Below are 25575 nucleotides of genomic sequence, written 5' to 3' on the forward strand. Positions count from 1 at the left end.
AAACGGCTATCATAAAAAGCCGATTAAAAAAGGAGAGTTACAAAATGTCTAAATTTCAAGTACTAAATCACCCATTGATTCAACACAAATTAACAATTATTAGAAACAAACATACTGGTACGAAAGTATTCCGTGAAGTTGCTAATGAAATTGGTGAATTGATGGTTTACGAAATTACAAGAGATCTACCTTTGAAGGATATCGAAATTGAAACTCCAATGGGCAAATCAACACAAAAGGTACTTGCTGGTAAGAAACTAGCTGTTATTCCTATTCTTCGTGCCGGTTTAGGCATGGTTGACGGTGTTTTAGAGTTGATTCCTGCAGCTAAGGTGGGTCATATTGGTATGTATCGTGACGAAAAGACATTACAACCACACGAATATTTTGTAAAACTACCTAATGATATTGATGAACGTGAATTATTTATCGTTGATCCAATGCTTGCAACTGGTGGTTCAGCAAACATGGCTATTGAAGCATTGAAGAAACGTGGTGCTAAGCACATGCGTCTAGTTGTTTTAGTAGCAGCTCCAGAAGGTGTTAAGGCCGTTCAAGAAGCACATCCTGACGTTGATATCTATGCTGCTTCACTTGATGAAAGAATTACTGATAGTGGATATATTTTCCCAGGTTTGGGTGATGCTGGTGATAGACTATTTGGAACTAAATAAAATAAAATCACTGTTTGAATATCTTTTTAGAAGTGTTATTATTTTGTGGTATCAATTGTTTTCAATAAGCGAAGAAAGGGGGGGTATTATTGGATGATAAATATAAGTTTATTGATTTTCTTGGTTTAAGATTCAATGTTGCTAATGACTTGTCAGCATTGATTGCCGCAATACTGGTATTTATCTTCGTCTTCTCGTTATCTCGTAAGGTTACGATGAGGCCTGGTAAGGCTCAGAATGTGTTAGAATGGATTATTGATTTTACAAATAATATTATAAAATCATTAATGCCTGATTCAGCGGTGAAGCAATTCGGATTGTACGCATTTACACTGTTTACTTTCGTTTTCTTCGCAAACCAACTGGGATTAATATTCCAAGTTAAGGTAGGCGGTTATTCTTATATTAAATCTCCTACAACAAATCCAATGGTAACCATGGCACTTGCCTTGATATCGTTGCTGATTTCACATTATTATTCAGTGAAGAAGTTTGGATTTGGCGGTTATGTAAGCAACTACGTAAAACCCGTAGGCTTCTTGTTACCAATAAATATTTTGGAAGAGTTCACCAACTTCTTGACGTTATCACTACGTCTTTACGGTAATATATTTGCCGGTGAAGTACTTCTTGCACTTATTGGAACTGTTGCTAAGAGTTTTGGAGTTGTTTCACTAGTGATCGCTTTACCACTGGAAATGATTTGGCAAGGCTTTTCAGTCTTTATTGGAGCCATCCAAGCGTATGTATTTACCACATTATCAATGGTTTATATTTCACGTAAACTGGAAAAAGAATAATTTTTATTGGAGGAATTTTACATCATGAAAGAAATCGCGGCAGCTATTGCAGCTAGTTTTGCAGCTCTTGGAGCATCTATCGGTAACGGACTTGTTATTTCAAAGACAATGGAAAGTATGGCTCGTCAACCAGAAATCTCTGGTGACTTAAGAGCTACAATGTTCATTGGTGTTGGTTTGATTGAAGCTGTTCCTATCATCGCCATTGCTATTGCATTCGTTATTCTTTTCGTATAATACATACAGATTAATCCGGCGATAATAAATTAAATCGCCTTTTTATGTTTTGTAGGAAAGGAAGGAGTGGAGAATATTGGCAAGTTTATTAGTGCTTGGAGCAGGTAAATTAGCTTTGGGTGACATGCTTTTTATTCTTATTTCATTCGTCCTTTTAACAGCAGCTGTTAGTAAGTTCGCCTGGGGTCCTGTCACTAAGATGATGGACGCTAGATCAGAAAAGATATCCGGTGATCTGGATTATGCTGATCAAGAACGCGCACGTGCTGACAAGCTTGCGAAGGAACGTGAAGATGCACTTAAAAATTCACGTGCTGAAGCTATTGACATCGTAAATAAGGCCAAAGAAAATGGTGAAGATCAAAAGAAATCCATCATGGCTGATGCTCATAGTGAAGCTGAATCGGTAAGACAAAAAGCTAAGTCAGATGCTGAACGAGCTAAAGAAGAAGCTATGAACGATGCGCAAAACGACATCGCTAGCTTATCTCTAGAAGTAGCCTCAAGGGTTATTTCCAAAGAGCTTAATGCAAATGACCAAAAATCACTGATCGACTCTTATATTAAGGAGTTGACCTTAAACAATGAAACTAAGTAAATTCCAAGTGGGAAAACGTTACAGTAGAGCGCTTTATGAAGTGGCACAAGAACAAGATTCAGTTGATAATACTTTGGAAGAGATCAATTCTCTAGCAACTGTGTTTTCAGAAAATCCTGGTTTAAATATTGCTTTTTCAGGACGTTCAATTTCTCGCACTGAAAAGTCTAAGATCGTCGATACATTGAAATCTGAACATAGTGAGTTGTTTCAAGATTTCATCAGTATTCTTTTTGACCGAGATAGATTGAATTGCGTAGACGAGATCACTGACGCTTTTGTTCAAAGATATGATGCCGATAACGGTATCGTTGAAGTCACTGTTAAGTCAGTAGTTGAATTGGATTCAGATCAAGAAGACAAATTAAAGTCTGTCGTTCAAAATAGATTTTCAGTAAATAAAGTAAATTTAACAAAAATAGTAGATCCATCCATCATCGGTGGGATTGTTATCCGTGTTGGTGATCAAGTTATTGATGGAAGTGTCGTTAAGAGATTTAACGAGATTAAACATATGCTATTGGTTAACAAATAAGTCGAGGTGAAAAGAATGAGCATCAAAACTGAAGAGATTAGTTCACTGATCAAAGAACAGTTGAAGAACTATAAAAATGAACTCTCAGTTGATGAAGTAGGTACAGTTACATACGTCGGTGATGGTATCGCTCGTGCTAATGGCCTTGAAAATGCTATGGCATCTGAGTTACTTGAATTCCAAGACGGTACATATGGTGTGGCTCAAAACCTTGAAAGTGATGATGTTGGTATTATCATTTTGGGAAATTACGATAAAATTCGTGAAGGCGATACAGTTAAAAGAACTGGTCGTATCATGGAAGTTCCAGTAGGTGATGCACTTATTGGACGTGTCGTTAATTCTTTGGGTCAAGCTGTTGACGGTTTAGGCGATATTAAGACAGATAAGACAAGACCTATTGAATCACCTGCACCTGGTGTTATGCAACGTAAGTCAGTTTTTGAACCATTACAAACAGGTTTGAAGGCTGTCGATGCGCTTGTACCTATCGGTCGTGGCCAACGTGAGTTGATCATTGGTGACCGTAAGACTGGTAAAACTTCAATCGCTATTGATACAATTATCAATCAAAAAGACCAAAATATGATTTGTGTTTATGTCGCAATTGGTCAAAAGGAATCAACAATTAGAAGTCAAGTTGAAACTTTAAGAAAGAACGGCGCAATGGATTACACTATCGTTGTTGAAGCTGGTCCTAGTCAACCCGCTCCTATGTTGTATTTCGCACCATATGCTGGAGCAGCTATGGGTGAATACTTCATGTACAATGGTAAGCACGTTCTTATCGTATACGATGACTTAAGCAAACAAGCTAATGCCTATCGTGAAGTGTCACTATTGCTTCGTAGACCGCCTGGGCGTGAAGCATATCCTGGTGATGTTTTCTACTTACACTCACGTTTACTAGAACGTGCTGCTAAGTTGAGTGATGATTTAGGTGGTGGGTCAATGACTGCCTTACCTATCGTCGAAACACAAGCCGGTGATATCTCCGCATATATTCCAACAAACGTTATTTCTATCACTGATGGACAGATTTTCTTGGGTAGTGATCTATTCTATTCAGGTACACGTCCAGCTATCGATGCTGGTGCCTCTGTTTCTCGTGTTGGTGGTGACGCACAGATCAAGGCTATGAAGAAAGTTGCTGGTACATTACGTCTAGATCTTTCATCATACCGTGAGCTAGAATCATTTGCTCAATTTGGTTCTGACCTTGATGAAGCTACAAAGGCTAAACTAGATCGTGGTAGCCGTACAGTTGAAGTTCTAAAACAACCTGTACATGCTCCTATGGCTGTTGAAAAACAAGTCTTGATCTTGTTTGCTTTGACAAGAGGCTTCCTTGATAAAGTTGCAGTTGATGATCTCAAAGAGTATGAAACTTCACTTTCTGAATTTTTCGACGCAAATCATGCTGATCTCTTAACAGAAATCAAAGAAAAAGGTACATTACCTGACGAAGACAAGATGAATGCCGGTGTCAAAGAATTCACTGAAAACTTCTTGGCTTCAAAATCTGAAAAGCAAGATAAATAATACAGGAGGTTTAAATTATGGCTGAGTCACTTATGGATATAAAAAGAAGAATCTCTTCTACTAAGAAAACCGGTCAAATAACAAGAGCCATGCAAATGGTTTCTGGTGCTAAACTCTCTCGTATTGAAAAGAAATCTATTGCTTATCAATTGTACGCAAAAAAAGTTGAGGATATTATCCGTCATTTGACGATGGGTAATTTATTTAAGGAAATCCCTGTGACAGAGAATTCATCTGATCCATGGAGCTTAAACAATCTTCTTAAAGTGCGTGAGGTAAAAAAGACTGCATATGTTGTTTTAACTAGTGACCGTGGTTTAGTTGGTGGATATAATAGTAATATTTTGAAAGCTATGATGGATACATTCCGTACAAAGTATCATAGTGACAAGAGTAAATTTACTGTTATTTCATTAGGAAATACCGGTACAGAATTCTTCAAAGCTCGTGGAATTGACATTTCGTATGAATATCGTGGTTTACCTGACATTCCTACAGTTAAAGATGTAACTCCAATTGTGAAAACAATTTTGCAGTTATATCAAGCAGGTACTTTTGACGAAATTTATATTTGCCATAACCACCATGTTAATTCTTTGGTTTCTAAGTTCACTAGTGATAAATTGTTACCACTTGAACAAGCTAAAGATTCAACTCATGAAGAAGAACATATTGCTAGTGAGTATATTACAGATCCAAGTCCTGAAGCGGTCTTGTCTGCAATTGTACCTCAATATATTGAATCTTTAATTTTCGGAGCAATGATGGATGCAAAGACAGCAGAACATGCTGCTTCTGTAACAGCCATGAAGAGTGCTACTGATAATGCTGATGAATTGATCTCTGATCTTTCGTTACATTACAACCGTGCTCGTCAAGCTCAAATTACTACAGAGATCACTGAAATTGTCGGCGGTGCTGCTGCACTAGAATAGTTTAGAAAGGAGCCAAATAAATGAGTAGCAAAGGTAAAGTTATTCAGGTAATTGGTCCAGTTGTTGACGTTGAATTTCCTTTAGACGGAGATCTTCCCGAACTTAATGACGCTTTGGTTATTAAGAAAAGCGACGGATCAAATATTACCCTAGAAGTTGCTCTAGAACTAGGTGATGGCGCCTTACGTGCTATTTCCATGAGTTCTACTGATGGACTTCAAAGAGGTGCTGAAGTTGTTAATACAAATGCGTCTATTTCTGTTCCTGTTGGAAAAGAAACATTAGGCCGTGTGTTTAACGTTTTGGGTGAAACAATTGATGGAGGTAAGGAATTCCCTGCCGATTTCAGAAGAGACAGTATTCACCGTTCAGCTCCTGCATATGATGAATTAAATACATCAACAGAAATTCTTGAAACAGGTATCAAAGTTATCGATCTTCTTGAACCCTACGTTCGTGGTGGTAAAGTTGGATTGTTCGGTGGTGCCGGTGTTGGTAAGACCGTTCTTATCCAAGAGTTGATCCATAATATTGCTGAAGAGCATGGTGGTATCTCAGTATTTACTGGTGTTGGTGAAAGAACACGTGAAGGTAATGACCTTTATTATGAAATGAAGGAATCCGGTGTTCTTGAAAAAACAGCCATGGTTTATGGTCAAATGAATGAATCACCTGGTGCTCGTATGCGTGTTGCCTTAACAGGTTTGACAATTGCTGAGTATTTCCGTGATGTTGAAGGACAAGATGTTCTATTGTTTATTGATAACATCTTTAGATTTACACAGGCTGGTTCTGAAGTTTCAGCCTTACTAGGTCGTATGCCTTCAGCCGTTGGTTATCAGCCAACATTGGCTACAGAAATGGGTCAATTGCAAGAAAGAATTACTTCTACTAAGAAGGGTTCAATTACTTCAATTCAAGCCGTTTATGTTCCTGCCGATGATTATACTGATCCTGCTCCAGCTACAACTTTCGCCCATTTGGATGCTACAACCAACTTGGAACGTAAGTTAACTGAACAAGGTATTTATCCAGCTGTTGATCCACTAGCCTCATCTTCATCTGCTCTTGACCCATCAGTTGTTGGAGAAGAACATTATGATGTAGCTACAAGTGTTCAACAAGTTCTTCAAAGATATCGTGAATTGCAAGATATTATCTCAATTCTTGGTATGGATGAATTATCTGATGAAGAAAAAACTGTTGTTGCACGTGCAAGACGTATCCAATTCTTCTTGTCACAAAACTTCAGTGTTGCGGAACAATTTACAGGTAGACCAGGTTCTTATGTCCCTGTTGAAGAAACAGTTAAAGATTTCAAGGATATTCTTCATGGTAAGTATGATGATGTCCCAGAAGACGCCTTTAATGGTGTTGGTGGAATCCAAGATGTTCTTGACAAGGCTAAGGATATGGGTTGGACACCTGCTGATGAACAAAATGATGATAACGCTGCTGAGGCAGTCGCTAACTAATAAGGAGGAGATAATATGGCTGATCCAAATCATATTGTGACGGTCAATATTGTTACTCCTGATGGTGTTGTATATGACCATCATGGCAATCTAGTTATTGTGAATGCGATTGATGGGGATGTTGGTATCATGGCTAGCCACGAACCAATTATTGCACCTATTAAAATTTCGGAGGTTCGTGTTAAGCGTACCGATGATCCGCATCATGAAGATGCCATCGCTGTTAACGGCGGATTCTTGGAGTTCAGCAATGATCTAGTTTCTATCGTAGCTAATAGTGCTGAAAGAGCTAGGGATATTGATTTAAGACGTGCCCAATATCAAAAACAAAAAGCTGAAGAGACAATTAAAACAGCCGAAGAGAAACATAATGTTGATGATTTAGCACGTGCTCAAGTTTCTTTGCGTAAAGCTATGAATAGAATCAATGTAAGTTCGCACAAATAAAATATGTTTTATATAAAAAGACTAACGCTGTCTTCAATTAGAAGAAGTGTCAGTCTTTTTTTGTTTGTCAAATAATTCATCAAAATTTTAAAATAATCTTTATAATTTACTAAAAGTCATATTACAAGTGTTAAAATCTAAAAAAGTGAGGTTTATAAAATGACAAGTTTAGGAATACATGCGATAATTACGCTGGTTAGCCATGTGGTATTTATCTGGATCAGTTTCAATGCTTTACAAGTTGTAGACTGGCGAAAAATTTATAACAAATCCAATCCTAGAATGTTACAATTACTTGTAGCGTTTGTTTCAATCGCTCTAGGGTATACTGTTAGTTCATTCTTTTTGAACATTATCAGTGTTTCACAAAACCTAACCTTACTTTTTTAAATGATTCCAACGTTTTGGAGGAGAATATAGTGCAACAAATAATCGTAAATGGACCTAGTCAATTAAAGGGAACAGTAAGAATTGAAGGTGCCAAGAATGCAGCATTACCAATTTTAGCATCAACATTGTTGGCCTCTGAAGGGAAGACTTCCTTATCCAATATCCCTCCGCTTTCAGACGTTACAACGATGGCAAAAGTTCTAAGAGCTTTGAATGCTGACGTTACTTTTGATAAAAATGATGAAATTTTAACTGTTGATACATCCCATGGGATTTCTACAACAGCTCCGGAGGAACTAGTTGACAAGATGCGTGCCTCTATCGTCGTCTTAGGCCCCCTCTTAGCTCGTAGTAAAGAAGCACATGTAGCAATGCCTGGTGGCTGTGCAATTGGTTCTAGACCCATTGATTTGCATATTAAGGGACTTGAAGCAATGGGTGCAGAATTTAGTCAAAATGGCGGTTATATCGATGCCAAAACTGATGGTCTACACGGCGCTAATATTTACTTGGATTTTCCAAGTGTTGGTGCTACTCAAAACATTATGATGGCAGCTTCTTTGGCTGACGGTGTTACAGTTATTGATAACGTTGCTCGCGAACCAGAAATCGTTGACCTAGCTAATGTTTTGAACAAAATGGGTGCTGAAGTCAGTGGTGCTGGTACTAATACTATTCGTATTACTGGCGTTGAATCTATGCATGGCTGTGAACACATGATCATGCAAGATCGTATTGAGGCCGGTACATTTATGGTTGCTGCTGCCGTTACAAACGGTGACATTATGGTTAAAGATGCCGTTGCAATTCATAACAAACCATTGATTTCTAAGTTAGAAGAAATGGGTGTTACGATTGAAGAATCAGATGAAGGAATTAGAGTGATTGGAACTAATCAATTGAAACCAGTTGATGTTAAGACATTGCCACATCCTGGATTTCCAACTGACATGCAAGCTCAAATGACACTTGCACAACTGTTAAGTGTGGGAACAACCGTTATGACGGAGACTGTATTTGAAAATCGTTTCATGCATTTTCCAGAATTTGGTAAGATGAAGGCTGATTATAAGATAGAGGGTAACTCTGTGATTATGTTTGGACCTGCACAATTATCAGGTGCTAATGTTGCTGCGACAGATTTGCGTGCTGCTGCTGCATTGGTTTTGGCTGGATTAGTTGCTGAAGGTGAAACTAGAGTTTCAAACCTTCAATATTTGGATCGTGGATATTATCGTTTCACTGAAAAATTAAGAGAATTAGGTGCTAATGTTAGACGTGTATCGATTGACGAAAGTGGTCGTGAAAGTCTAGTATTGAATACAGTATCTAGTGTTACGAAGTTAGCTTAAAAGTATCTTAAGAAAGTGGCTCTCCACTTTCTTTTTTTATTGATAAATTAAAATGATACGTTGGTTTATGATATACTTTTTGTGTTTAGATTTTGGAGGATATAGCATGGCAAAATATCTAGGAATTGATTTGGGTACAGCGAATGTACTTATAGATGTAAAAGGAGAAGGTATCGTTTTAAACGAGCCTTCTGTAGTCGCAATAAACACTAAAAACGACGATGTCGTTGCGGTTGGTAAAGATGCCTATATGATGGTTGGTAGAACACCAGCAAATATCAAGGCTGTTCGTCCACTTAAAGATGGTGTTATTGCTGATTTTAATATAACAGAGAAAATGCTTCAGTACTTTATTGATAAATTGAATGTTGGAGGACGTTTTTCAAAGCCAACAATTATGATTTGTGCACCCACAAACGTTACTCCAGTTGAACAAAAGGCTATTATTGAAGCCGCTGAACAAGCCGGTGGTGGTAAGGTCTATCTACAACTTGAACCAAAAGTTGCCGCAGTTGGTGCGGGACTTGATATCTTTAAACCACAAGGTAATATGGTTATTGATATTGGTGGTGGTACTAGTGATATTGCCGTTCTATCAATGGGAGACGTCGTTACAAGCCGTTCATTGAGATTTGCCGGTGATAAGATGACTAGTGCCATTCAAGCCTTTGTGAAGCAAAATCATGGCTTGATCATTGGTGAAAGAACTTCAGAACAAATCAAGATTGAAATTGGTTGTGCCATGGACGCTGATGAAAGTGTTACATTCTCAGCTAGTGGTATTGATATTGTTAGTGGGTTGCCTAAAGAAATCACTATCAACGAAAAAGAAGTTGAAAAAGCACTGAGTGATGGCGTTACACAAATCATCGAAGCTGCTAAGGGCGTACTCGAACAAACTCCTCCAGAATTATCAGCTGATATCATTGATCGTGGTATCATGTTGACTGGTGGTGGCGCCTTACTCAAGAATTTGGATAAGCTTTTGTCAGACGAACTACAGGTTCCCGTTTTGATGACAGAAAGCCCACTAGATTCAGTTGCGTTAGGTACTGGAATATTATTAGATAACATAGAAAAACATAAGAAATATTAAGGTGAAAAATGAAACGAGACTTTGGTAAAGAATATCGTCGAAATATATTCAAAAAAATTGGTTGGGTCTTATTGCTAATGCTTATTTTTCTCGTTTTAGGAATGTTGATAGGTTCTGCATTAGGTGGATCTAATCCGTTGGCAGTTCTTTGGCCTGGAACCTGGATGCACATGTTTGATTTCTTGAGATGACAATGATAAAAAAAATAATAATCGGTCTAGTCCGAGTTTATCAAAAATTTATTTCACCAGTGTTACCACCAAGTTGTAGATATTATCCAACTTGTTCGACATATTTCATTGATGCGGTAAAAAAACATGGTGCAATTTTAGGCTCAATTATGGGTATTGCTCGTATTTTACGATGTAATCCATTTGTTCGTGGTGGTGTTGATCCTGTTCCGGATAATTTCACCATCTTTCGAAATCCTCATCCTGAAGATTACGAGGATGAAATTATTGCTCAGAAATTTCATAGTAAAGAAGAATAGGAAGATTTAATGTCAAAATCAAAAAAAGCAGTTGAAATTAACTTAAAAGATATTAGCGATGATCCAGAAAAGTACGAGCTCTGGGATGGTAAAAAGTATATTGGTACCATTACTAAAGAAGGAGAACGTTATCTATCATTCGTTGAAAGCACTGACACTCCTTTCAAATCAGTTAAGTTAGATGATGCTATAAATGAATTATTGATGCAGTATAATCTGCATAATCATTAATAGGTGTAAAAATGCAAATTAGAAATAATAAGAAAGCAAATGATACGGATTCACGAATTGATTACGGAATAATATTTTCCGTAATGATGCTAGCCTTGATTGGCTTAATGTCTATTTACGTTGCGACTATCCAAGATTCTCAGAGTCCTACGCGAAATGTTATTTCCCAAGTGGCTTGGTTTACTCTTGGAGCAATTATTGTAGCAGTTATAATGCAGTTTGATGCTGAACAACTTTGGCAAGTGGCAAATTATGCTTATTATGGTGGACTTGCGCTCTTGGTGCTGGTATTGATCTTTTATAGTAGATCATATGCTGCAACGACTGGTGCTAAGAGTTGGTTTGCACTTGGATCATTTACTTTTCAGCCATCTGAAGTTATGAAACCCGCGTTTATATTGATGATGGGTAAAGTTATAACGAATCATAATAGTGAATATCAAGTTCATACTTTGAAAACCGATTTTTTGTTATTAGGTAAAATGCTTTTATGGACAGCTCCGGTAATGGTTCTTTTGAAATTACAAAATGATCTTGGTACTTTACTGGTTTTCGCGGCAATTCTCGGTGGAATGATTCTTGTCTCGGGAATTGATTGGCGCATTATTTTGACAGCCTTCTTGGTAGTCGCGGTCTTTGGTGGCGCAGCCCTGACCTTTGCTACAACTGATTGGGGCCGTCAAATACTTTCTCACTTTGGCTTTAGAGCATATCAGTTTGCCCGTATTGATAGTTGGTTGAATCCATCGCAGGATACATCTGAGAATGGATATCAAATTTGGCAAACCATGAAGGCAATTGGTTCAGGACAGTTATTCGGTAAAGGTTTTAATGTATCTAACGTTTATGTTCCGGTTAGAGAATCAGATATGATCTTTTCAGTTATAGGTGAGAACTTTGGATTTATTGGTTCTTGTGTGGTTATTTTCTTGTATTTTCTATTGATATATCAAATGATTCAAGTTACTTTCGATACAAAGAATGAGTTCTACGCATATGTATCAACTGGTGTAATTATGATGATTTTGTTCCATGTCTTTGAAAATATTGGTATGAGTGTTGGACTTTTACCGTTGACTGGTATTCCTTTGCCGTTCATATCACAAGGTGGATCATCACTATTAGGTAATATGATCGGTATCGGTTTGATTATGTCAATGAGATATCATCACAAAAGTTATATGTTTGAAAATGGTGCTTTTAAACAAAGGTAGGTTTTTTTTATGGCAACTGATAAATATTTATGGGTTAAAAAAGGTGACAATACAACACGTATAGGTTTGACTTCAGCAGGTCAAGAAGCGCTCGGAAAGGTTAAGTTTATTGACCTTCCAGTCGTTGGACGTGAGATAAAAGTCGGAGATTCTACCGGTGAGGTGGAAGCACAGAAGGCTGTAATTGAGTTTGAATCGCCAGTTTCGGGTACAATAATGAAGGTTAATGATAAATTAACTGATAATCCGGAATTATTAAATGGTTCTGAGAAAGATGCATGGCTTTTCGAAGTAAATAATTAAATAATTAAAACTTATAGTTTTATTGTTGCTTATTTCTTGCATGTTTTTTTAAGAACTGTTTAAATTATCCTGAAATTAATAAATGAATGGGGATAATTCAAATGAAAATTTTAGGTGAAAAAATTCGCCACTACAGAAAGCTCAGAGGTATTTCTCAATCTGAGCTTGCTGATGGTATTTGTACTCAGGCGACTGTAAGTCTTATTGAGAAAAAGGACAAAATTCCTAGCATGGAGATCTTGGTTCGCATTTGTGAGAGACTGGGTATCACAATGAACCTCGTTATTGTCAACGATGATAGTCAAATTTATTCAATAATTTCTGATATCAAAAATTCATTTTATAAAGATGATTATCAGGGTATCAGTGATAAATTGGATAAATTAAATGATATAAATGTTAACAATAAACAAGAAATCAAGTTAATTCATTTCTTCAATGGGTTAGTCGAATATGAAATTAACGAGAATTATGATAAGGCGATTTTTGATTTTAACCGTGCAATGAATGTTAATATCGCTAATATTGACATGTACGACATTTTAATCGATGTTTATACTGCTAAGGCGTATGTTAACAAGAAGTCCTTAGATGAGGCGAAAGTCTACTATGGACAAGCCAAAGATTTGATTCAGTCTAGTGCTGAAAAAATCAATGAGGATAATTATCATGATAGCATTTTGATCTATGCTAATATGTCAAAACTATCCTTAGACTTGGACGATAATCAAAAAGCTATCGATTATGCTAATGAAGGTATTTATATTGCTAAGAAGGAACAGTCGTTGTTCAAACTTGATACAATGTATTGTTCAATGGCTGAGGCTGGTACTCGTGACGGTCAAAAGTCTGATGAAGACTACATCAAAGCATATGTTATTTCCAGCATAAATGATAACAAGAATATTTTTGATAAATTAAAATCAAAAATCGATGAAATGAATCTCAGTATTTTTAATAAATAGTAATTAAAAATTATTAATTTCAAATAAAAAAAGTGGGTTGATTAATTAAAATCAACTCACTTTTTTTTAATAATTTTTTTATTTTTTGCGTGGTTTCTGAATAGATTTGTTATCTAAGTCAGTTCTTACAACTAACACATCACATGCAGCTGTTCTTGTTACATATTCTGTAACGGAACCAATTAACAATCTTTCCATAGCGTTAAGACCAGTTGCACCGATCATAATAAGATCTACGCTTAACTTCTTAGGAAAATCAGTAGCAATGATTGCCTTTGGGGCACCGTATTCAATGCTGTAATCAATATTTGTTAATCCAGCATCTTTAGCAGTTTGAACGTAACTCTTAACAGTTTCTTTAGCTTTTTCAGTTATTTGTTCAACCATAGTTGAATCAAAACTTGATACATTTTGGAATGCACGCGTATCAATTACATGTACTAGATGTACAGCAGCATCGTTTCTTTTTGCTACTTCCACAGCCTTTTTGAAAGCTAGTTCAGCTTCAAAAGAACCATCAATTGGTACGAGAATGTTTTTATATTGTTGTAACATATTATCACCCCATTGATTAATTATATATCTTACTTACATCTTCATTTTAGTTGATTGAGCCTAATAAATACAGTCATCTGCGAATATTTGCCAAATAAATTGAAAAACCTGCTGCAACGATACTACCTAAAATTAATGTGATGAAATTGGATTCTTTATTACCGACGATCATAATGATAATTCCTGCGATAGAGATCAATAATAATAATACGGATGTAATTATCATAATACTTTTCAAATTTAAATTTTCATTTGGTGAGTAGATTAAGAATTTTCGATTGCGGTGGCTCCATAAGTTATATGCTAGTGCTAATAAAAAAACAATAAATATTAGCATTAAAATCTTAATTGTCATTATTTATGTTCACTCCGTTTGGCTTTATTTTTCAAATCATTTAATTGTTCGAGTCGCATTTTTAATGCTTGCTCATATTTACCAGTGGTATTCGGTTCATAAAAAATTTCATTTACCAAATTATCTGGAAGATATTGTTGATAAACCCAAGCATTTGGATAATCATGTGGAAGTTTGTAGCCTATACCGTGTCCAAGCTTTTTAGCTCCAGAATAGTGTGCATCTTTTAAATCATCAGGAATGGATGTTGCCTTACCATTTCGCACATCATCTAATGCAGCGTCAATCGCTACCATTCCGGAATTTGATTTAGGACACAGGCACAGATCAATGACGGCATCGGCCAATGGAATTCGAGCTTCAGGCAGTCCAACCATTTGTGCCACTTGAGCAGCTTGTACAGCTCTTTGACATGCCTGAGGGTTAGCTAGACCAATATCTTCATATGCACAGACTAAGAGCCTCCTAATAGTAGTGATAAGCTCTCCAGCTTCCAGAAGTCTTGCTAAATACAATAATGCTGCATCAGGGTCGCTTCCACGTATCGATTTTTGAAAAGCTGAAATAACATCGTAATGACTGTCACCATTTTTGTCGGCAGAGATAGCTTTTTTTTGAATTGACTCTTCAATTGATTTCAAATCAATATGAATGACTCCGGACTTTTCTTCAGTTGATAATACTGATAATTCTAATCCATTCAAAATACTTCGTAAGTCGCCATTGGTGGAACTAACTAATAAATTGAGGGCATTGTCGTCAATTTTTACATTGTATTTACCGAGCCCATTTTCTTTATCATCCAAAGCACGTTTGACAGCTTGTTTTAAATCTTCAGGTTCAAGTGGTTTCAGTTCAAATATTTGCACTCGTGATCTGATAGCAGGGCTAATATTAATATATGGATTCTCAGTTGTAGCACCAATCAGAATGATTGATCCACTTTCTAATAATGGCAATAAAAAATCTTGCTTGGTTTTGTCCAAACGATGAATCTCGTCGAGTAGTAATACGACAGTACCGCTCATTTTTGCTTCTTCAGCGACAATTTGTAAGTCTTTTTTACTGTCAGTCGCAGCATTTAATTTTCGAAAGGCGTATTTGGTACTTCCAGCAATAGCGCTGGCAATACTAGTTTTACCAATACCAGGTGGTCCGTAAAGAATCATTGATGATAGCATTTTGGCAGTGACCATTCGACGAATGATCTTGTTAGGACCAACCAAGTGTTGTTGACCGACAATTTCGTCGATGCTCGTCGGCCTCATACGGTATGCTAATGGTTTTTGCATAAATCCTCCTATATAAAGTACAATAAGTATATTCTACAACAGAGAGCGGAGAAAGACGATTAGATTTCTTTTGCTGTTTTTTCTCAAAAAATAAAAGGGGAGATTATCATGTTTGATAAAAGTGATTTTGAAGTTTTTAACGATGATACTTTATCAGGTCGTCTTGGACTAATAAAAAAACAGCTTGATCCCAAATTTGAAATATTTGGAAATAAATTACTTGATAATTTGGAACAAGAATATCAACAAAGATTTTATATAAAAATCGCCAAACATCAGAGAAGGACTAAGAATCCACCTCCAGATACTTGGCTAGCTATTAATTTGGATAAAAGTGGTTATAAAAAGACACCCCATGTAGAGTTAGGTTTGTGGCCTGATCGATATTTTATCACTTTTAGTCTGCTGGCTGATGCCTATGATCGCCAGGAGTATTATCCATTAATTGATAGTTGGCATGACAGTGTGAAAGCGGGAGACTGGTTGGTTTCAAATGATCACACTAAGGCAGAAATGAAATCTGCTCAAAATTATGCGGACGTCGTGAGCCGTTATTCAAAAGTTAAATCCAGTGATTTTGTAATTGGTTATGATTTGTTGAAGGATTCTGAAGAGGTTGAACAAGGTAATTATGATAAATTATTATTCGATAAATTTATTCAACTTAGCAAATTTTTAGTAATAGCAAATAAAGAGGTTGCAGAAAAATAATTCCGCAGCCTTTTTATTTTTGAGTATAAAAAAACATCCACATAAAGTGAATGTTTTGATAAATATTAAAGAATTTGGTTGTAGTATTCAACAATTAGAGATTCATCAATATTTGGTTCTAGTTCGTCACGTTCTGGGTTACGTACTAGAGAACCTGTCATTGTGTCTTCGTCGAATGTAACAAAACCAGGACGACCAACAACATTTTCAAGGTTAGCTTTAACAATAGCTAGATCCTTTGATTTTTCACGAAGGCTGATCTTTTGACCAATAGCAACTTCGTATGATGGAATATCAACACGTTTGCCATCAACAGTAATGTGACCGTGGTTTACAAGTTGACGAGCTTGTGGACGTGAACTTGCAAGACCTAATCTATAAACCATGTTGTCAAGACGTGATTCAAGAAGAACCATCAAGTTGATACCGTGAATACCATCAAGTTTACCAGCACGCAAGAACAAGTTACGGAATTGACGTTCGTTAACGTCATACATGAAACGTAGCTTTTGCTTTTCTGTTAATTGTTGACCGTATTCTGAAATCTTACGACGACCATTTTGACCATGTTGACCAGGAGCATAGTTACGACGAGCGATTTCCTTACCAGTACCTGAAAGTGAGATTCCTAAACGACGTGATAATTTCCAACGTGGGCCTGTATATCTAGACATAAATAAATTCCTCCAAAAATTTGTATGGAGTAAAATAATTAACAAGAGTTTAGCATTCGTGCAGTTATCGCTACAACTTTCACCACATGCAGCTGTGGGTTACTAATTGAACAAATATGTCGGTAACTGTTGACGTTCTTGCCGCTCTTGGCTGCATATTTTACACGAAGACTAGTGTAACTTGAATGATTGACAAAGTCAAAAGAAATTTTGGGGCCAATATTTAAAACTTTATTATGAAAGTCTATTAAAATAAATAGTAAGGTTGTTCTCTGGTATAATTCAAGTTATATGATATCGAATCATCATTAGGGGTGTTAAAGTGTCGATAATAATTATTGGAATAATTATTCTGATCTTAGTCTTCCTATGGTACATGTGGTTTTTGCAAAAGAAAAACGCAGGTATTCTTAATTCATATAAAGAACGTGCTGATGAATTAAAAGAAGACAGATTGAATGATAAATTAAAAAAACTAGAGGAAATGAAGCTTGCTGGTGCTAGCCGTGATCAATTTAGCAAGCTCAAATCTAATTACCAAGAACAATTGAATGAAATTGTGCCTTCAATTTTACGTCAAATTCGGAGTTCTGAATATAAAAATACTCAGTTTAAAGTTTTTGGTGCATCAAAACAATTGAAGCAAGTTGATCAATCATTGAATGAATTGAAAGAAAAAATCAATAGTATTTCTGAAGAATTGGATGAGTTATCTAAGAGTGATGAATTAAATGCTACTCAAAGTGAAGCTCTCCAACAAACATATGAAGATTTACGCAAAAAGATTTTAACACAGTCATTTAATTACGGATCAGCTGCTGATAAATTGGAAGATGAATTGACTGAAATTGCCGGTCTGTTAGATAAAGAAGCGCAGTTGGCTGACAAGGGTGACCATATTGAGGCTAGTCAGTATCTTGATGATGTAAAAATCAAACTTGGATTGATCACAGACCAATTGAAGGTAATCGAACCATTGCACCATGAATTGACTGAAATCTTTCCTGGACAAATCGAAGAAATCAATTCTGTTTATCAAAAACTGCTCAATCAAAAATTCAAGTTTGAAGAAGATATTGAATCCTTGATTAAAGAAGCTCAAAACAGTTTGGATTTATCCGATTCTGAATTAGGTGAATTAAATTTTGATCATGTTAATAATATTAATGAAGAAATACGTCAAAATATTGATCATCTTTACGATGTTTTAACAGTTGAAATTGATGCTAAGCAGAATGTGTTAAAGCAACAAAAACCAGTATTAGATTATATTAATCACGCTAAATTTCAGCACAATCGATTGGATACTCGAATTCAAAAATTAAGTAATGATTATGTTATTGCTGATGATGATCTAAAAAGATTCAAAGATAACTTTGTATTGTTGAGCCAAATTCGTACTAACTTCGATCAGGATGTCCAGAACATTGCTGATAAAAATGCGATTTTCTCACAAGCTGAAAGTGACTTTAAAGGAATCGTTGAACAACTTGATGATATTGAATCGAGTGAAAAATCAATCAATGATAATTTTAATCAAATGATTTCGAGTGAACGTATTTCTCGTAACAGTGTTGATAAGTACGCTAAGCGCTTGGAAATTCAAAAGAAAATTATTGAGCAGTTGCGTCTAAATGGATTACCAGATGATTACTTGGACTATTTTTATATGGTCTATGATGAAATTACTAAGTTATACAATGAATTAGATGCAGAACAAATCAACATGGAAGATATTAGTAAGCAAGTTATCGTAACACAAGAGGATCTCGAGAATCTGGTTCAGAAGACGACAGATTTGAAGATGAATGTTCGATTAGCTGAAAAGCTCTTGCAATACGCTAATAGATATGCAAATAAGGATGCGGACTTTGCAGATCAATTAATTCGAGCACGTGCTTTGTTTGATGATGATTATGAATATGGTAAGTCAGTTGAGACTATTTCAGCGGCTTTGGAACGTGTTGAATCTGGTTCAGTTGAAAGAATAAAAGAAACAATTAATGCATAAATATGAATTTTGCGTTATCTTATTAGGTAGTAAAAAAAATTAAGGCCAATAAGGCCTTTTTATTTTGGTGGGAAAAATATGATTTATTTTGATAATAGTGCAACAACAAAAATCGAGAAAAGTGTCCTCGATACATACAATGCAGCTAGCTTGAATTACTTTGGTAATCCTTCTAGTTTGCATAAGTTAGGATTGAAGGCTTACGAATTAGTGGAGACTTCTCGCAAGCAAATCGCTGAATTAATGGGAGTTAAACCATACGAGATTGTATTCACAAGTGGTGGTACAGAAGGTAATAACTGGATTATCAAAGGAACGGCATTTAAAAAACGTGAATTTGGTAAGCATATTATTACAACTTCAATTGAGCATCCTTCAGTTATGAATTCAATGCATGAGCTTGAAGAATTGGGATATGAAGTAACTTATTTGCCAGTCGATAAAACTGGTCATGTCAGTGCTGATGATTTGAAGAAAGCTATTAGAGATGATACTATTTTAGTCTCAACAATGGCTGTTAATAACGAAATTGGTTCAATTCAACCTATTCATGAGATGGCTCGTGTTTTAGATGATTATCCTAATATCAGTTACCATGTTGATGGAACTCAAGCTATTGGTAAGAATATCGAAGATCAGTTCATTGATCCTCGTGTTGACTTTTATACATTCTCTGGTCATAAGTTCCACGCCCCACGTGGTATCGGCTTTATTTATATGAAAGCTGGCAAGCAATTAGAACCACTTATGGCAGGTGGTGGCCAAGAAAAGAACCTGAGAAGTGGTACAGAAAACACACCAGCTATTGCAGCCATGGCTAGAGCCTTGCGTTTGTTAAAAGAAGATGAAGCTAAAAAGGCTGATGAAATGAATAAGTTAAAGACGGAGTTGATCGAACATATTCAGAGTTTGCCTAATACGCATGTTTTCACAAAACTGTCTGATGACTTTGCTCCGCATATTATTTGTTTCACAATTGATGGAGTTCGTGGAGAAACTATCGTTCATACTTTCGAGGATCGTGATATTTACATTTCTACAACAAGTGCCTGCTCATCAAAAAAAGGTTTGGAATCAAGTACTTTGAAAGCTATGAGTACACCAGAGAAGGTTGCTACAAGCGCTGTCCGTGTCAGCTTGGATGAAAATAATACTGAATCAGAAATGAAAGAATTTATTAAGAATTTGGATGAAGTTCACGAACACTTCCAGATTTTAAACTAGGAGAATTTAATGGAATACACTGAAATTATGGTTCGCTACGGCGAATTATCAACAAAGGGTAAGAATCGTAAGAGCTTCATTGACCGTTTGCACGGAAATGTTGCTAAAGTATTGAAGGACTACCCTGATTTAGTTATGAGACCACATCGTGATCGTCTCCATATTCAATTGAATGGTGAAGATGCTCAACCTATTATGGAGAAGCTGAAGAATGTTTTTGGTATTCAAACTTTTTCATTGAGTGTTAAAGTGTCACATGATTTTGAGGATGTTAAAGCTAAGGCTATCGAAATGATGCACGAGGGTTGGAAACCTGGTATGAGTTTTAAAGTTGGAACTAAGCGTTCAGATCATTCATATCATTTGGATACTAATCAAATCAACCTGCAACTTGGGGATGCAATTTGTGATGAATTCCCAGGAATTGATGTGGAAATGAAACGTCCTGATATCAAAATTTCAGTTGAAGTACGTCAAGATGGTATTTATCTTTCATACCTAACTGTTAAAGGTGCTGGTGGTTTGCCAGTAGGTACAGCTGGAAAGGCGATGCTGATGTTATCTGGTGGGATTGATTCACCTGTTGCTGGTTACTTAGCTATGAAACGGGGAGTAGATATTGAAATGGTTCACTTCTTCAGTCCCCCTTATACTTCAGAACAGGCTTTGAATAAGGCTAAGGAACTTACAAGCAAGTTGACTGTTTACGGTGGTAATATCAAGTTCATCGAAGTGCCATTCGCTGAGATTCAAGAAACAATCAAATCATCAGTTCCAGAAGGTTACTTGATGACTATTCAACGTCGGTTCATGTTGAGACTAACTGATATGTTGCGTGAAAAAGAAAATGGCTTAGCTATTTTTAATGGTGAAGCAGTTGGACAAGTTGCTTCCCAAACGCTTGAGAGTATGGCTGCTATCAATGATGTCACAACGACACCGATTTTACGTCCTGTCGCAACAATGGATAAGACTGAAATTATTAGATTAGCCGAAGATATTGATACATTTAATCTTTCGATCCAACCATTCGAAGATTGCTGTACAGTCTTTGCTCCACCAAGTCCTAAGACAAGACCTAATATTGAGAAGACTCGCAAATTTGAAAGTTCTCTTGATATTGACGGATTGATCGAACGTTCGATGGCAGAAGTTAAAATCACAACAATCGAACATGGTGATCACTTCATGGAACAACAACAAGAAGATATTAGTACTTTGCTATAAAATTATAATTGACGTTTTGTGAAATATGTTTTATCATCAAATCAACAGCTTTGAGCAGGAGTGTTATATTAAGTGACTTTAGAGAGTACATGTTAGCTGAGAATTGTACATTCATGAGATTTAATTGTTACCTGTGAGCTATCAAAATGATCGGGCCACCGTTATCTGTTGAGAGGAAAGTCTATTATTAGACTTTCAATTTAGGTGGTACCGCGAGCATTCGTCCTATTCAGGATGAATGCTCTTTTTTTATTTTTAGGAGGAAAACATATGAGAGAAATCGACATGGATACTAAATATAATCCCAAAGAAGTTGAAGAGGGGCGTTATCAAGCATGGCTTGACGAAGATGTTTTTAAACCTTCTGGTGACAAGAAAGCTAAACCCTATTCAATCGTTATTCCACCACCCAATGTTACTGGAAAGTTGCATTTAGGCCACGCCTGGGACACTACAATCCAAGATACATTGATTCGCTACAAACGTATGCAAGGCTATGACACCTTATACTTGCCAGGTATGGATCATGCCGGTATCGCTACACAAGCTAAGGTTGAAGCTAAGTTACGTGAACAAGGAATTTCAAGATACGATCTTGGTCGTGAGAAGTTTGTTGACGAAGTTTGGAAATGGAAGGATGAATTTGCCTCAATTATCAAAGCACAATGGGGTAAATTAGGTCTTTCATTAGATTACTCTCGTGAAAGATTTACCTTGGATGAAGGATTATCAAAGGCTGTTCGTAAGGTTTTTGTTAAACTTTATAACGAAGGTTTGATCTATCGTGGTGAGTACATTATTAACTGGGATCCAGAACTACAAACAGCTTTGTCGGATATTGAAGTTATTCATAAGGATGACAAAGGTGCATTTTATCACGTTAAGTACCCATATGCTGACGGATCTGGTTATATCGAAATCGCTACAACACGTCCTGAAACAATGTTTGGTGATATTGCCATTGCAGTTAATCCAAGCGATGAAAGATATAAGGATATTGTTGGTAAAGAAGTTATCGTTCCACTAGTTGATCGTAAAGTACCCATTATTACTGATCACTATGTTGATAAAGAATTTGGTACTGGTATGGTTAAGATCACACCAGCTCATGATCCTAATGACTTCTTAGTTGGTAATCGTCACGATCTTCAACGTATCAATACTATGAACCCTGACGGTACAATGAACGAGAATGCTGGCAAATATAACGGCATGGATCGTTTTGACGCACGTAAAGCGATTGTTAAAGATCTTGAAGATGGGGATTACATGTTAAATGTTGAACCAATCGTTCACAGTGTTGGTCACTCAGAACGATCAGACGCACAAGTTGAGCCAAGATTGTCTACACAATGGTTTGTTAAAATGAAACCACTTGCTGAAATGGCACTGAAGAATCAAGAGGGGGACAATAAAGTAAACTTTGTTCCTGATCGTTTCGAGGATACTTTCAAGCAATGGATGGACAATGTTCATGATTGGGTTATCTCACGTCAACTATGGTGGGGACATCAAATTCCTGCTTGGTACAATAAAGAAACTGGTAAGATGTATGTCGGTGAGGAAGCACCTAAGGATATTGAGAATTGGACACAGGAAAGTGATGTTCTAGATACTTGGTTCTCAAGTGCTCTATGGCCATTTTCAACCATGGGTTGGCCAGATGAAAATTCTGAAGACTTCAAACGTTATTTCCCAACTGATACATTGGTAACTGGTTACGATATTATCTTTTTCTGGGTATCAAGAATGATTTTCCAAAGTTTGAAATTTACTGATGAACGTCCATTTGAACACGTTGTTATTCATGGCTTGATTCGTGACGAACAAGGACGCAAAATGAGTAAGTCACTTGGAAATGGTATCGATCCAATGGATGTTATCGAGAAATATGGTGCAGATGCACTTCGTTGGTTCTTGATGAATGGCTCAACTCCTGGACAAGATACACGTTTCAGCTATGACAAGATGGACTCGGCTTGGAATTTTATCAATAAGATTTGGAATGCCAGCCGTTTCGTTATCATGAATCTTGATGAGAATACTCCAGCTATGGACGACTTATCTAAGGTAACTCGTTACGACCTATCTGATAAGTGGATCTTAGCTAAGTTGAACAATACCGTTAACGAAGTAAATCGTTTGATGGACAAATTTGAATTTGGTGAAGTTGGCCGTAATCTGTATAACTTCATCTGGAATGACTTTTGTGACTGGTATATCGAAATGAGTAAGGCAACACTTACTGGTGAAGATGGTGATGCTAAAGATCAAAAGAGAATGATTTTAGCATATGTATTGGACAAGATTCTTAGACTTATGCATCCAATCATGCCTTTTGTTACTGAAAAAATTTGGCTATCAATGCCTCATAATGGTAAGTCGATCTCATTAGCTGCATACCCTGAAAATCATGATGAATTCAAAGATGAAAAAGCTATGAATGATATGGACATCCTAATTGACTTGATTAAGTCAGTTAGAAAGATTCGTCTTGAAGCCAACGCACCACTTTCAAAAGCAGTTGATATTCTTATCAAGCCACAAAATGACGATATTAAACAAATTATTTTGAATAACACAGAATATGTTGACAGATTCTTACATCCTAAGGAATTAAAAGTTGAAACTGACCTAGAAGCTCCAGCTCTTGCTATGACGGCTGTTACTAACGGAACTGAAGTTTATATTCCATTAGCTGAGTTGATCAATCTCGATGAAGAAATCGCTCGTCAAGAGGAAGAATTAGCTAAGATGGACAAAGAAATAACTCGTTTGGATAAGAAATTATCTAACAAGAACTTTGTTGATAAAGCACCAGAAAAGGTTGTTGCTGAACAAAAAGAAAAGTTAGCTGACTATCAAGCTAAACAAGCTAAGATTCAACAACGTATCGATCAATTAAAAGCTAATAAATAATTTAATAATGGGGGAAAGACATTTATTTGTCTCTCTCTTTTTTTGATTTATGAAAGGAATATAATGCTTAACAGTTATCAAGAAGCTATTGAATATATTCACGCATTACCAAAATTTCATCGGACGAATAAACTAGATCGAATTAAATCTGCACTTGATAAATTAGGTAATCCTCAGAATGATTATCCAACCCTTCATATCACGGGTACCAATGGTAAGGGCAGTGTTTGCAATTATTTATCCAACTTATTGGAAGCTAGTGGCGAACGTGTAGGGATGTTTACCTCACCGTTTATTAATATCTTTAATGAGAGAATTCAAATTAGTCATCAAATGATTGGTGATAGTGAGCTATTAGATTTGGTGAACTATATAATTGATAAAATCGATGAGAATACACTGTCAGAGTTTGAGTTTGTTACTTGTATGGGATTCTTGTACTTCAAGGGACGTGTAGACGTGGCAATCATTGAAGTTGGCATCGGAGCAACCCATGACAAAACCAATGTTATTGATCCAGACGTGTCAGTAATAACTTCAATCGCTATGGATCATGAACAATTGATAGGACCAACGATTCAGGATATTGCGGTTGAGAAATCTGGGATCATCAAGCCTAATAAACCTTTAGTAACTGGATTCTTACAAGAGTCAGTGCGTGATATAATTTTGAACCATGCTAAAGATTTGAACAGTCAAGTTTATGAATATAATCATGGAATAAATATTAATGATTTTCGGATAAAAGATTATAAAATAAGTTTTGAATTTGAAAATGTGTCAGTAAAAATCACTGGAATCGAAAAAACAACAGCAATTAATGCTGCAGTTGCTATCCAAACTTTCATTTGTTATAAGAAGCAACATGACCAAAATTATGATATTAAACGAGTTATTAAGAAGATCGAAAATAAGAAACTGCCTGCTAGATTACAAATCGTCCATAAAAATCCGTTGATTATCCTTGATGGGGCGCATAATTTGGCTGCAATTAATAATTTAATCAATTCTTTAATAACAAATGACCATAATAAAGATATAATTACAGTGTATGCTGGAATGAAGGACAAAAATCGACATGATATTTTGGACTTTCTTTCTGCTAATACAAAAGAGGTTCACGTAACTAGTTTAAATATGCCACGTGCCGCGAAAGCTGACGATTATGATTTTTCTAAGTATCATAATGTTACTTATGTCGACGATGACATTAAATGTTTGAATGATCTTGTTGATAATTTGCAGGATGAACAGATTTTATTGGTTACTGGATCGTTTTATTTAGTTTCGGAGTTGGAGTCATACTTCTCGTAATTTAGAGTA

The 25575-nt window shown here is 36.2% G+C and carries 27 protein-coding genes; 24 read left to right on the forward strand and 3 right to left on the reverse strand.

Annotation, left to right across the window (positions count from 1 at the left end; genetic code table 11):
- Positions 1-44: 44 nt before the first annotated feature.
- The 18 genes from upp to EKM68_RS07715 all read left to right on the forward strand — a co-directional run bounded on the left by upp (position 45) and on the right by EKM68_RS07715 (position 13284).
- Complete coding sequence (gene upp / locus EKM68_RS07630; protein WP_125589446.1) at positions 45-674, forward strand: uracil phosphoribosyltransferase; 630 nt, start codon at positions 45-47, stop codon at positions 672-674.
- An 89-nt stretch (positions 675-763) separates the two neighbouring features.
- Entirely contained in the window at positions 764-1474 is a 711-nt protein-coding gene (atpB, locus tag EKM68_RS07635) for a F0F1 ATP synthase subunit A (RefSeq protein WP_125589448.1), read from the forward strand.
- Between the two features lie 24 nt (positions 1475-1498).
- The gene (gene atpE, locus EKM68_RS07640; RefSeq protein WP_025024264.1) at positions 1499-1711 is read left to right on the forward strand and encodes a F0F1 ATP synthase subunit C; all 213 of its coding nucleotides are present in this window, start codon (positions 1499-1501) and stop codon (positions 1709-1711) included.
- A gap of 76 nt (positions 1712-1787) precedes the next feature.
- Positions 1788-2309: a F0F1 ATP synthase subunit B gene (gene atpF / locus EKM68_RS07645; RefSeq protein WP_125589450.1), complete on the forward strand. Its 522-nt coding sequence runs from the start codon at positions 1788-1790 to the stop codon at positions 2307-2309.
- Positions 2296-2844 (forward strand): ATP synthase F1 subunit delta, encoded by a 549-nt coding sequence (gene atpH, locus EKM68_RS07650; RefSeq protein ID WP_125589452.1) that lies wholly within the window; start codon positions 2296-2298, stop codon positions 2842-2844. Before atpF ends, atpH begins: the two co-directional genes overlap by 14 nt.
- Positions 2845-2859: 15 nt before the next feature.
- Positions 2860-4386 (forward strand): F0F1 ATP synthase subunit alpha, encoded by a 1527-nt coding sequence (gene atpA, locus EKM68_RS07655; RefSeq protein ID WP_125589454.1) that lies wholly within the window; start codon positions 2860-2862, stop codon positions 4384-4386.
- A 17-nt stretch (positions 4387-4403) separates the two neighbouring features.
- Positions 4404-5321, forward strand: a complete 918-nt coding sequence (locus EKM68_RS07660; RefSeq protein WP_125589456.1) for a F0F1 ATP synthase subunit gamma — start codon at positions 4404-4406, stop codon at positions 5319-5321.
- Positions 5322-5341: 20 nt separating this feature from the next.
- On the forward strand, positions 5342-6796 hold the full coding sequence (atpD, locus tag EKM68_RS07665) for a F0F1 ATP synthase subunit beta (RefSeq protein WP_125589458.1): 1455 nt from the start codon (positions 5342-5344) through the stop codon (positions 6794-6796).
- Between the two features lie 15 nt (positions 6797-6811).
- Entirely contained in the window at positions 6812-7243 is a 432-nt protein-coding gene (locus tag EKM68_RS07670) for a F0F1 ATP synthase subunit epsilon (RefSeq protein ID WP_125589460.1), read from the forward strand.
- A gap of 159 nt (positions 7244-7402) precedes the next feature.
- Complete coding sequence (locus EKM68_RS07675; RefSeq protein WP_025024258.1) at positions 7403-7633, forward strand: DUF1146 family protein; 231 nt, start codon at positions 7403-7405, stop codon at positions 7631-7633.
- A 29-nt stretch (positions 7634-7662) separates the two neighbouring features.
- Positions 7663-8985 carry a UDP-N-acetylglucosamine 1-carboxyvinyltransferase gene (gene murA / locus EKM68_RS07680; RefSeq protein WP_125589461.1) on the forward strand — a complete coding sequence of 441 codons (1323 nt, stop codon included), beginning with the start codon at positions 7663-7665 and terminating at the stop codon, positions 8983-8985.
- Between the two features lie 106 nt (positions 8986-9091).
- A complete protein-coding gene (gene mreB, locus EKM68_RS07685; RefSeq protein ID WP_125589463.1) occupies positions 9092-10081 on the forward strand; it encodes a rod shape-determining protein in 990 nt (329 codons plus the stop codon).
- Between the two features lie 8 nt (positions 10082-10089).
- Positions 10090-10272, forward strand: coding sequence for a DNA-directed RNA polymerase subunit beta (locus tag EKM68_RS07690; RefSeq protein ID WP_125589465.1), 183 nt, complete (start codon positions 10090-10092; stop codon positions 10270-10272).
- Between the two features lie 5 nt (positions 10273-10277).
- Positions 10278-10571: a membrane protein insertion efficiency factor YidD gene (gene yidD / locus EKM68_RS07695; RefSeq protein WP_125589550.1), complete on the forward strand. Its 294-nt coding sequence runs from the start codon at positions 10278-10280 to the stop codon at positions 10569-10571.
- A 9-nt stretch (positions 10572-10580) separates the two neighbouring features.
- The gene (locus EKM68_RS07700; protein WP_125568574.1) at positions 10581-10802 is read left to right on the forward strand and encodes a DUF2969 family protein; all 222 of its coding nucleotides are present in this window, start codon (positions 10581-10583) and stop codon (positions 10800-10802) included.
- Positions 10803-10813: 11 nt separating this feature from the next.
- Positions 10814-12016, forward strand: a complete 1203-nt coding sequence (locus EKM68_RS07705) for an FtsW/RodA/SpoVE family cell cycle protein (protein WP_125589467.1) — start codon at positions 10814-10816, stop codon at positions 12014-12016.
- Positions 12017-12025: 9 nt separating this feature from the next.
- Complete coding sequence (locus EKM68_RS07710; protein ID WP_125589469.1) at positions 12026-12319, forward strand: glycine cleavage system protein H; 294 nt, start codon at positions 12026-12028, stop codon at positions 12317-12319.
- A gap of 101 nt (positions 12320-12420) precedes the next feature.
- Positions 12421-13284: a helix-turn-helix domain-containing protein gene (locus tag EKM68_RS07715; protein ID WP_125589471.1), complete on the forward strand. Its 864-nt coding sequence runs from the start codon at positions 12421-12423 to the stop codon at positions 13282-13284.
- A gap of 78 nt (positions 13285-13362) precedes the next feature.
- On the opposite strand, the gene EKM68_RS07720 is transcribed toward EKM68_RS07715, so the two are convergent.
- The gene (locus EKM68_RS07720; RefSeq protein WP_125589473.1) at positions 13363-13839 is read right to left on the reverse strand and encodes a universal stress protein; all 477 of its coding nucleotides are present in this window, start codon (positions 13837-13839) and stop codon (positions 13363-13365) included.
- Between the two features lie 354 nt (positions 13840-14193).
- Positions 14194-15486 (reverse strand): replication-associated recombination protein A, encoded by a 1293-nt coding sequence (locus EKM68_RS07730; RefSeq protein ID WP_125589477.1) that lies wholly within the window; start codon positions 15484-15486, stop codon positions 14194-14196.
- Positions 15487-15594: 108 nt separating this feature from the next.
- On the opposite strand from EKM68_RS07730, the gene EKM68_RS07735 reads away from it, so the two are divergent.
- A complete protein-coding gene (locus EKM68_RS07735; RefSeq protein ID WP_125589478.1) occupies positions 15595-16197 on the forward strand; it encodes a DUF1054 family protein in 603 nt (200 codons plus the stop codon).
- 65 nt (positions 16198-16262) lie between these two features.
- On the opposite strand, the gene rpsD is transcribed toward EKM68_RS07735, so the two are convergent.
- Positions 16263-16871: a 30S ribosomal protein S4 gene (rpsD, locus tag EKM68_RS07740; protein WP_125589479.1), complete on the reverse strand. Its 609-nt coding sequence runs from the start codon at positions 16869-16871 to the stop codon at positions 16263-16265.
- Between the two features lie 322 nt (positions 16872-17193).
- Here rpsD and EKM68_RS07745 point away from each other — a divergent pair, with 322 nt between their 5' ends.
- From EKM68_RS07745 to EKM68_RS07765, 5 genes are all read left to right on the forward strand, one after another.
- Positions 17194-18882, forward strand: coding sequence for a septation ring formation regulator EzrA (locus EKM68_RS07745; protein WP_125589480.1), 1689 nt, complete (start codon positions 17194-17196; stop codon positions 18880-18882).
- Between the two features lie 78 nt (positions 18883-18960).
- Positions 18961-20106, forward strand: coding sequence for a cysteine desulfurase family protein (locus EKM68_RS07750; protein WP_125589481.1), 1146 nt, complete (start codon positions 18961-18963; stop codon positions 20104-20106).
- A 9-nt stretch (positions 20107-20115) separates the two neighbouring features.
- Positions 20116-21333 (forward strand): tRNA uracil 4-sulfurtransferase ThiI, encoded by a 1218-nt coding sequence (gene thiI / locus EKM68_RS07755; RefSeq protein ID WP_125589482.1) that lies wholly within the window; start codon positions 20116-20118, stop codon positions 21331-21333.
- Between the two features lie 270 nt (positions 21334-21603).
- On the forward strand, positions 21604-24252 hold the full coding sequence (locus tag EKM68_RS07760; RefSeq protein ID WP_125589483.1) for a valine--tRNA ligase: 2649 nt from the start codon (positions 21604-21606) through the stop codon (positions 24250-24252).
- A 63-nt stretch (positions 24253-24315) separates the two neighbouring features.
- Entirely contained in the window at positions 24316-25566 is a 1251-nt protein-coding gene (locus EKM68_RS07765; RefSeq protein WP_125589484.1) for a bifunctional folylpolyglutamate synthase/dihydrofolate synthase, read from the forward strand.
- Positions 25567-25575: the final 9 nt, after the last annotated feature.

Source organism: Companilactobacillus jidongensis (assembly GCF_003946575.1).
Lineage (GTDB): Bacteria > Bacillota > Bacilli > Lactobacillales > Lactobacillaceae > Companilactobacillus > Companilactobacillus jidongensis.

Bases quoted from the DNA above. Each gene is read 5' to 3' on its own strand.
- upp (WP_125589446.1), top strand. From the start codon at position 45: ATGTCTAAATTTCAAGTACTAAATCACCCATTGATTCAACACAAATTA.
- atpE (WP_025024264.1), top strand. From the start codon at position 1,499: ATGAAAGAAATCGCGGCAGCTATTGCAGCTAGTTTTGCAGCTCTTGGA.
- atpH (WP_125589452.1), top strand. From the start codon at position 2,296: ATGAAACTAAGTAAATTCCAAGTGGGAAAACGTTACAGTAGAGCGCTT.
- atpA (WP_125589454.1), top strand. From the start codon at position 2,860: ATGAGCATCAAAACTGAAGAGATTAGTTCACTGATCAAAGAACAGTTG.
- EKM68_RS07660 (WP_125589456.1), top strand. From the start codon at position 4,404: ATGGCTGAGTCACTTATGGATATAAAAAGAAGAATCTCTTCTACTAAG.
- atpD (WP_125589458.1), top strand. From the start codon at position 5,342: ATGAGTAGCAAAGGTAAAGTTATTCAGGTAATTGGTCCAGTTGTTGAC.
- EKM68_RS07670 (WP_125589460.1), top strand. From the start codon at position 6,812: ATGGCTGATCCAAATCATATTGTGACGGTCAATATTGTTACTCCTGAT.
- EKM68_RS07675 (WP_025024258.1), top strand. From the start codon at position 7,403: ATGACAAGTTTAGGAATACATGCGATAATTACGCTGGTTAGCCATGTG.
- mreB (WP_125589463.1), top strand. From the start codon at position 9,092: ATGGCAAAATATCTAGGAATTGATTTGGGTACAGCGAATGTACTTATA.
- EKM68_RS07690 (WP_125589465.1), top strand. From the start codon at position 10,090: ATGAAACGAGACTTTGGTAAAGAATATCGTCGAAATATATTCAAAAAA.
- EKM68_RS07700 (WP_125568574.1), top strand. From the start codon at position 10,581: ATGTCAAAATCAAAAAAAGCAGTTGAAATTAACTTAAAAGATATTAGC.
- EKM68_RS07705 (WP_125589467.1), top strand. From the start codon at position 10,814: ATGCAAATTAGAAATAATAAGAAAGCAAATGATACGGATTCACGAATT.
- EKM68_RS07710 (WP_125589469.1), top strand. From the start codon at position 12,026: ATGGCAACTGATAAATATTTATGGGTTAAAAAAGGTGACAATACAACA.
- EKM68_RS07715 (WP_125589471.1), top strand. From the start codon at position 12,421: ATGAAAATTTTAGGTGAAAAAATTCGCCACTACAGAAAGCTCAGAGGT.
- EKM68_RS07720 (WP_125589473.1), bottom strand. From the start codon at position 13,839: ATGTTACAACAATATAAAAACATTCTCGTACCAATTGATGGTTCTTTT.
- EKM68_RS07730 (WP_125589477.1), bottom strand. From the start codon at position 15,486: ATGCAAAAACCATTAGCATACCGTATGAGGCCGACGAGCATCGACGAA.
- EKM68_RS07735 (WP_125589478.1), top strand. From the start codon at position 15,595: ATGTTTGATAAAAGTGATTTTGAAGTTTTTAACGATGATACTTTATCA.
- rpsD (WP_125589479.1), bottom strand. From the start codon at position 16,871: ATGTCTAGATATACAGGCCCACGTTGGAAATTATCACGTCGTTTAGGA.
- EKM68_RS07750 (WP_125589481.1), top strand. From the start codon at position 18,961: ATGATTTATTTTGATAATAGTGCAACAACAAAAATCGAGAAAAGTGTC.
- thiI (WP_125589482.1), top strand. From the start codon at position 20,116: ATGGAATACACTGAAATTATGGTTCGCTACGGCGAATTATCAACAAAG.
- EKM68_RS07760 (WP_125589483.1), top strand. From the start codon at position 21,604: ATGAGAGAAATCGACATGGATACTAAATATAATCCCAAAGAAGTTGAA.
- EKM68_RS07765 (WP_125589484.1), top strand. From the start codon at position 24,316: ATGCTTAACAGTTATCAAGAAGCTATTGAATATATTCACGCATTACCA.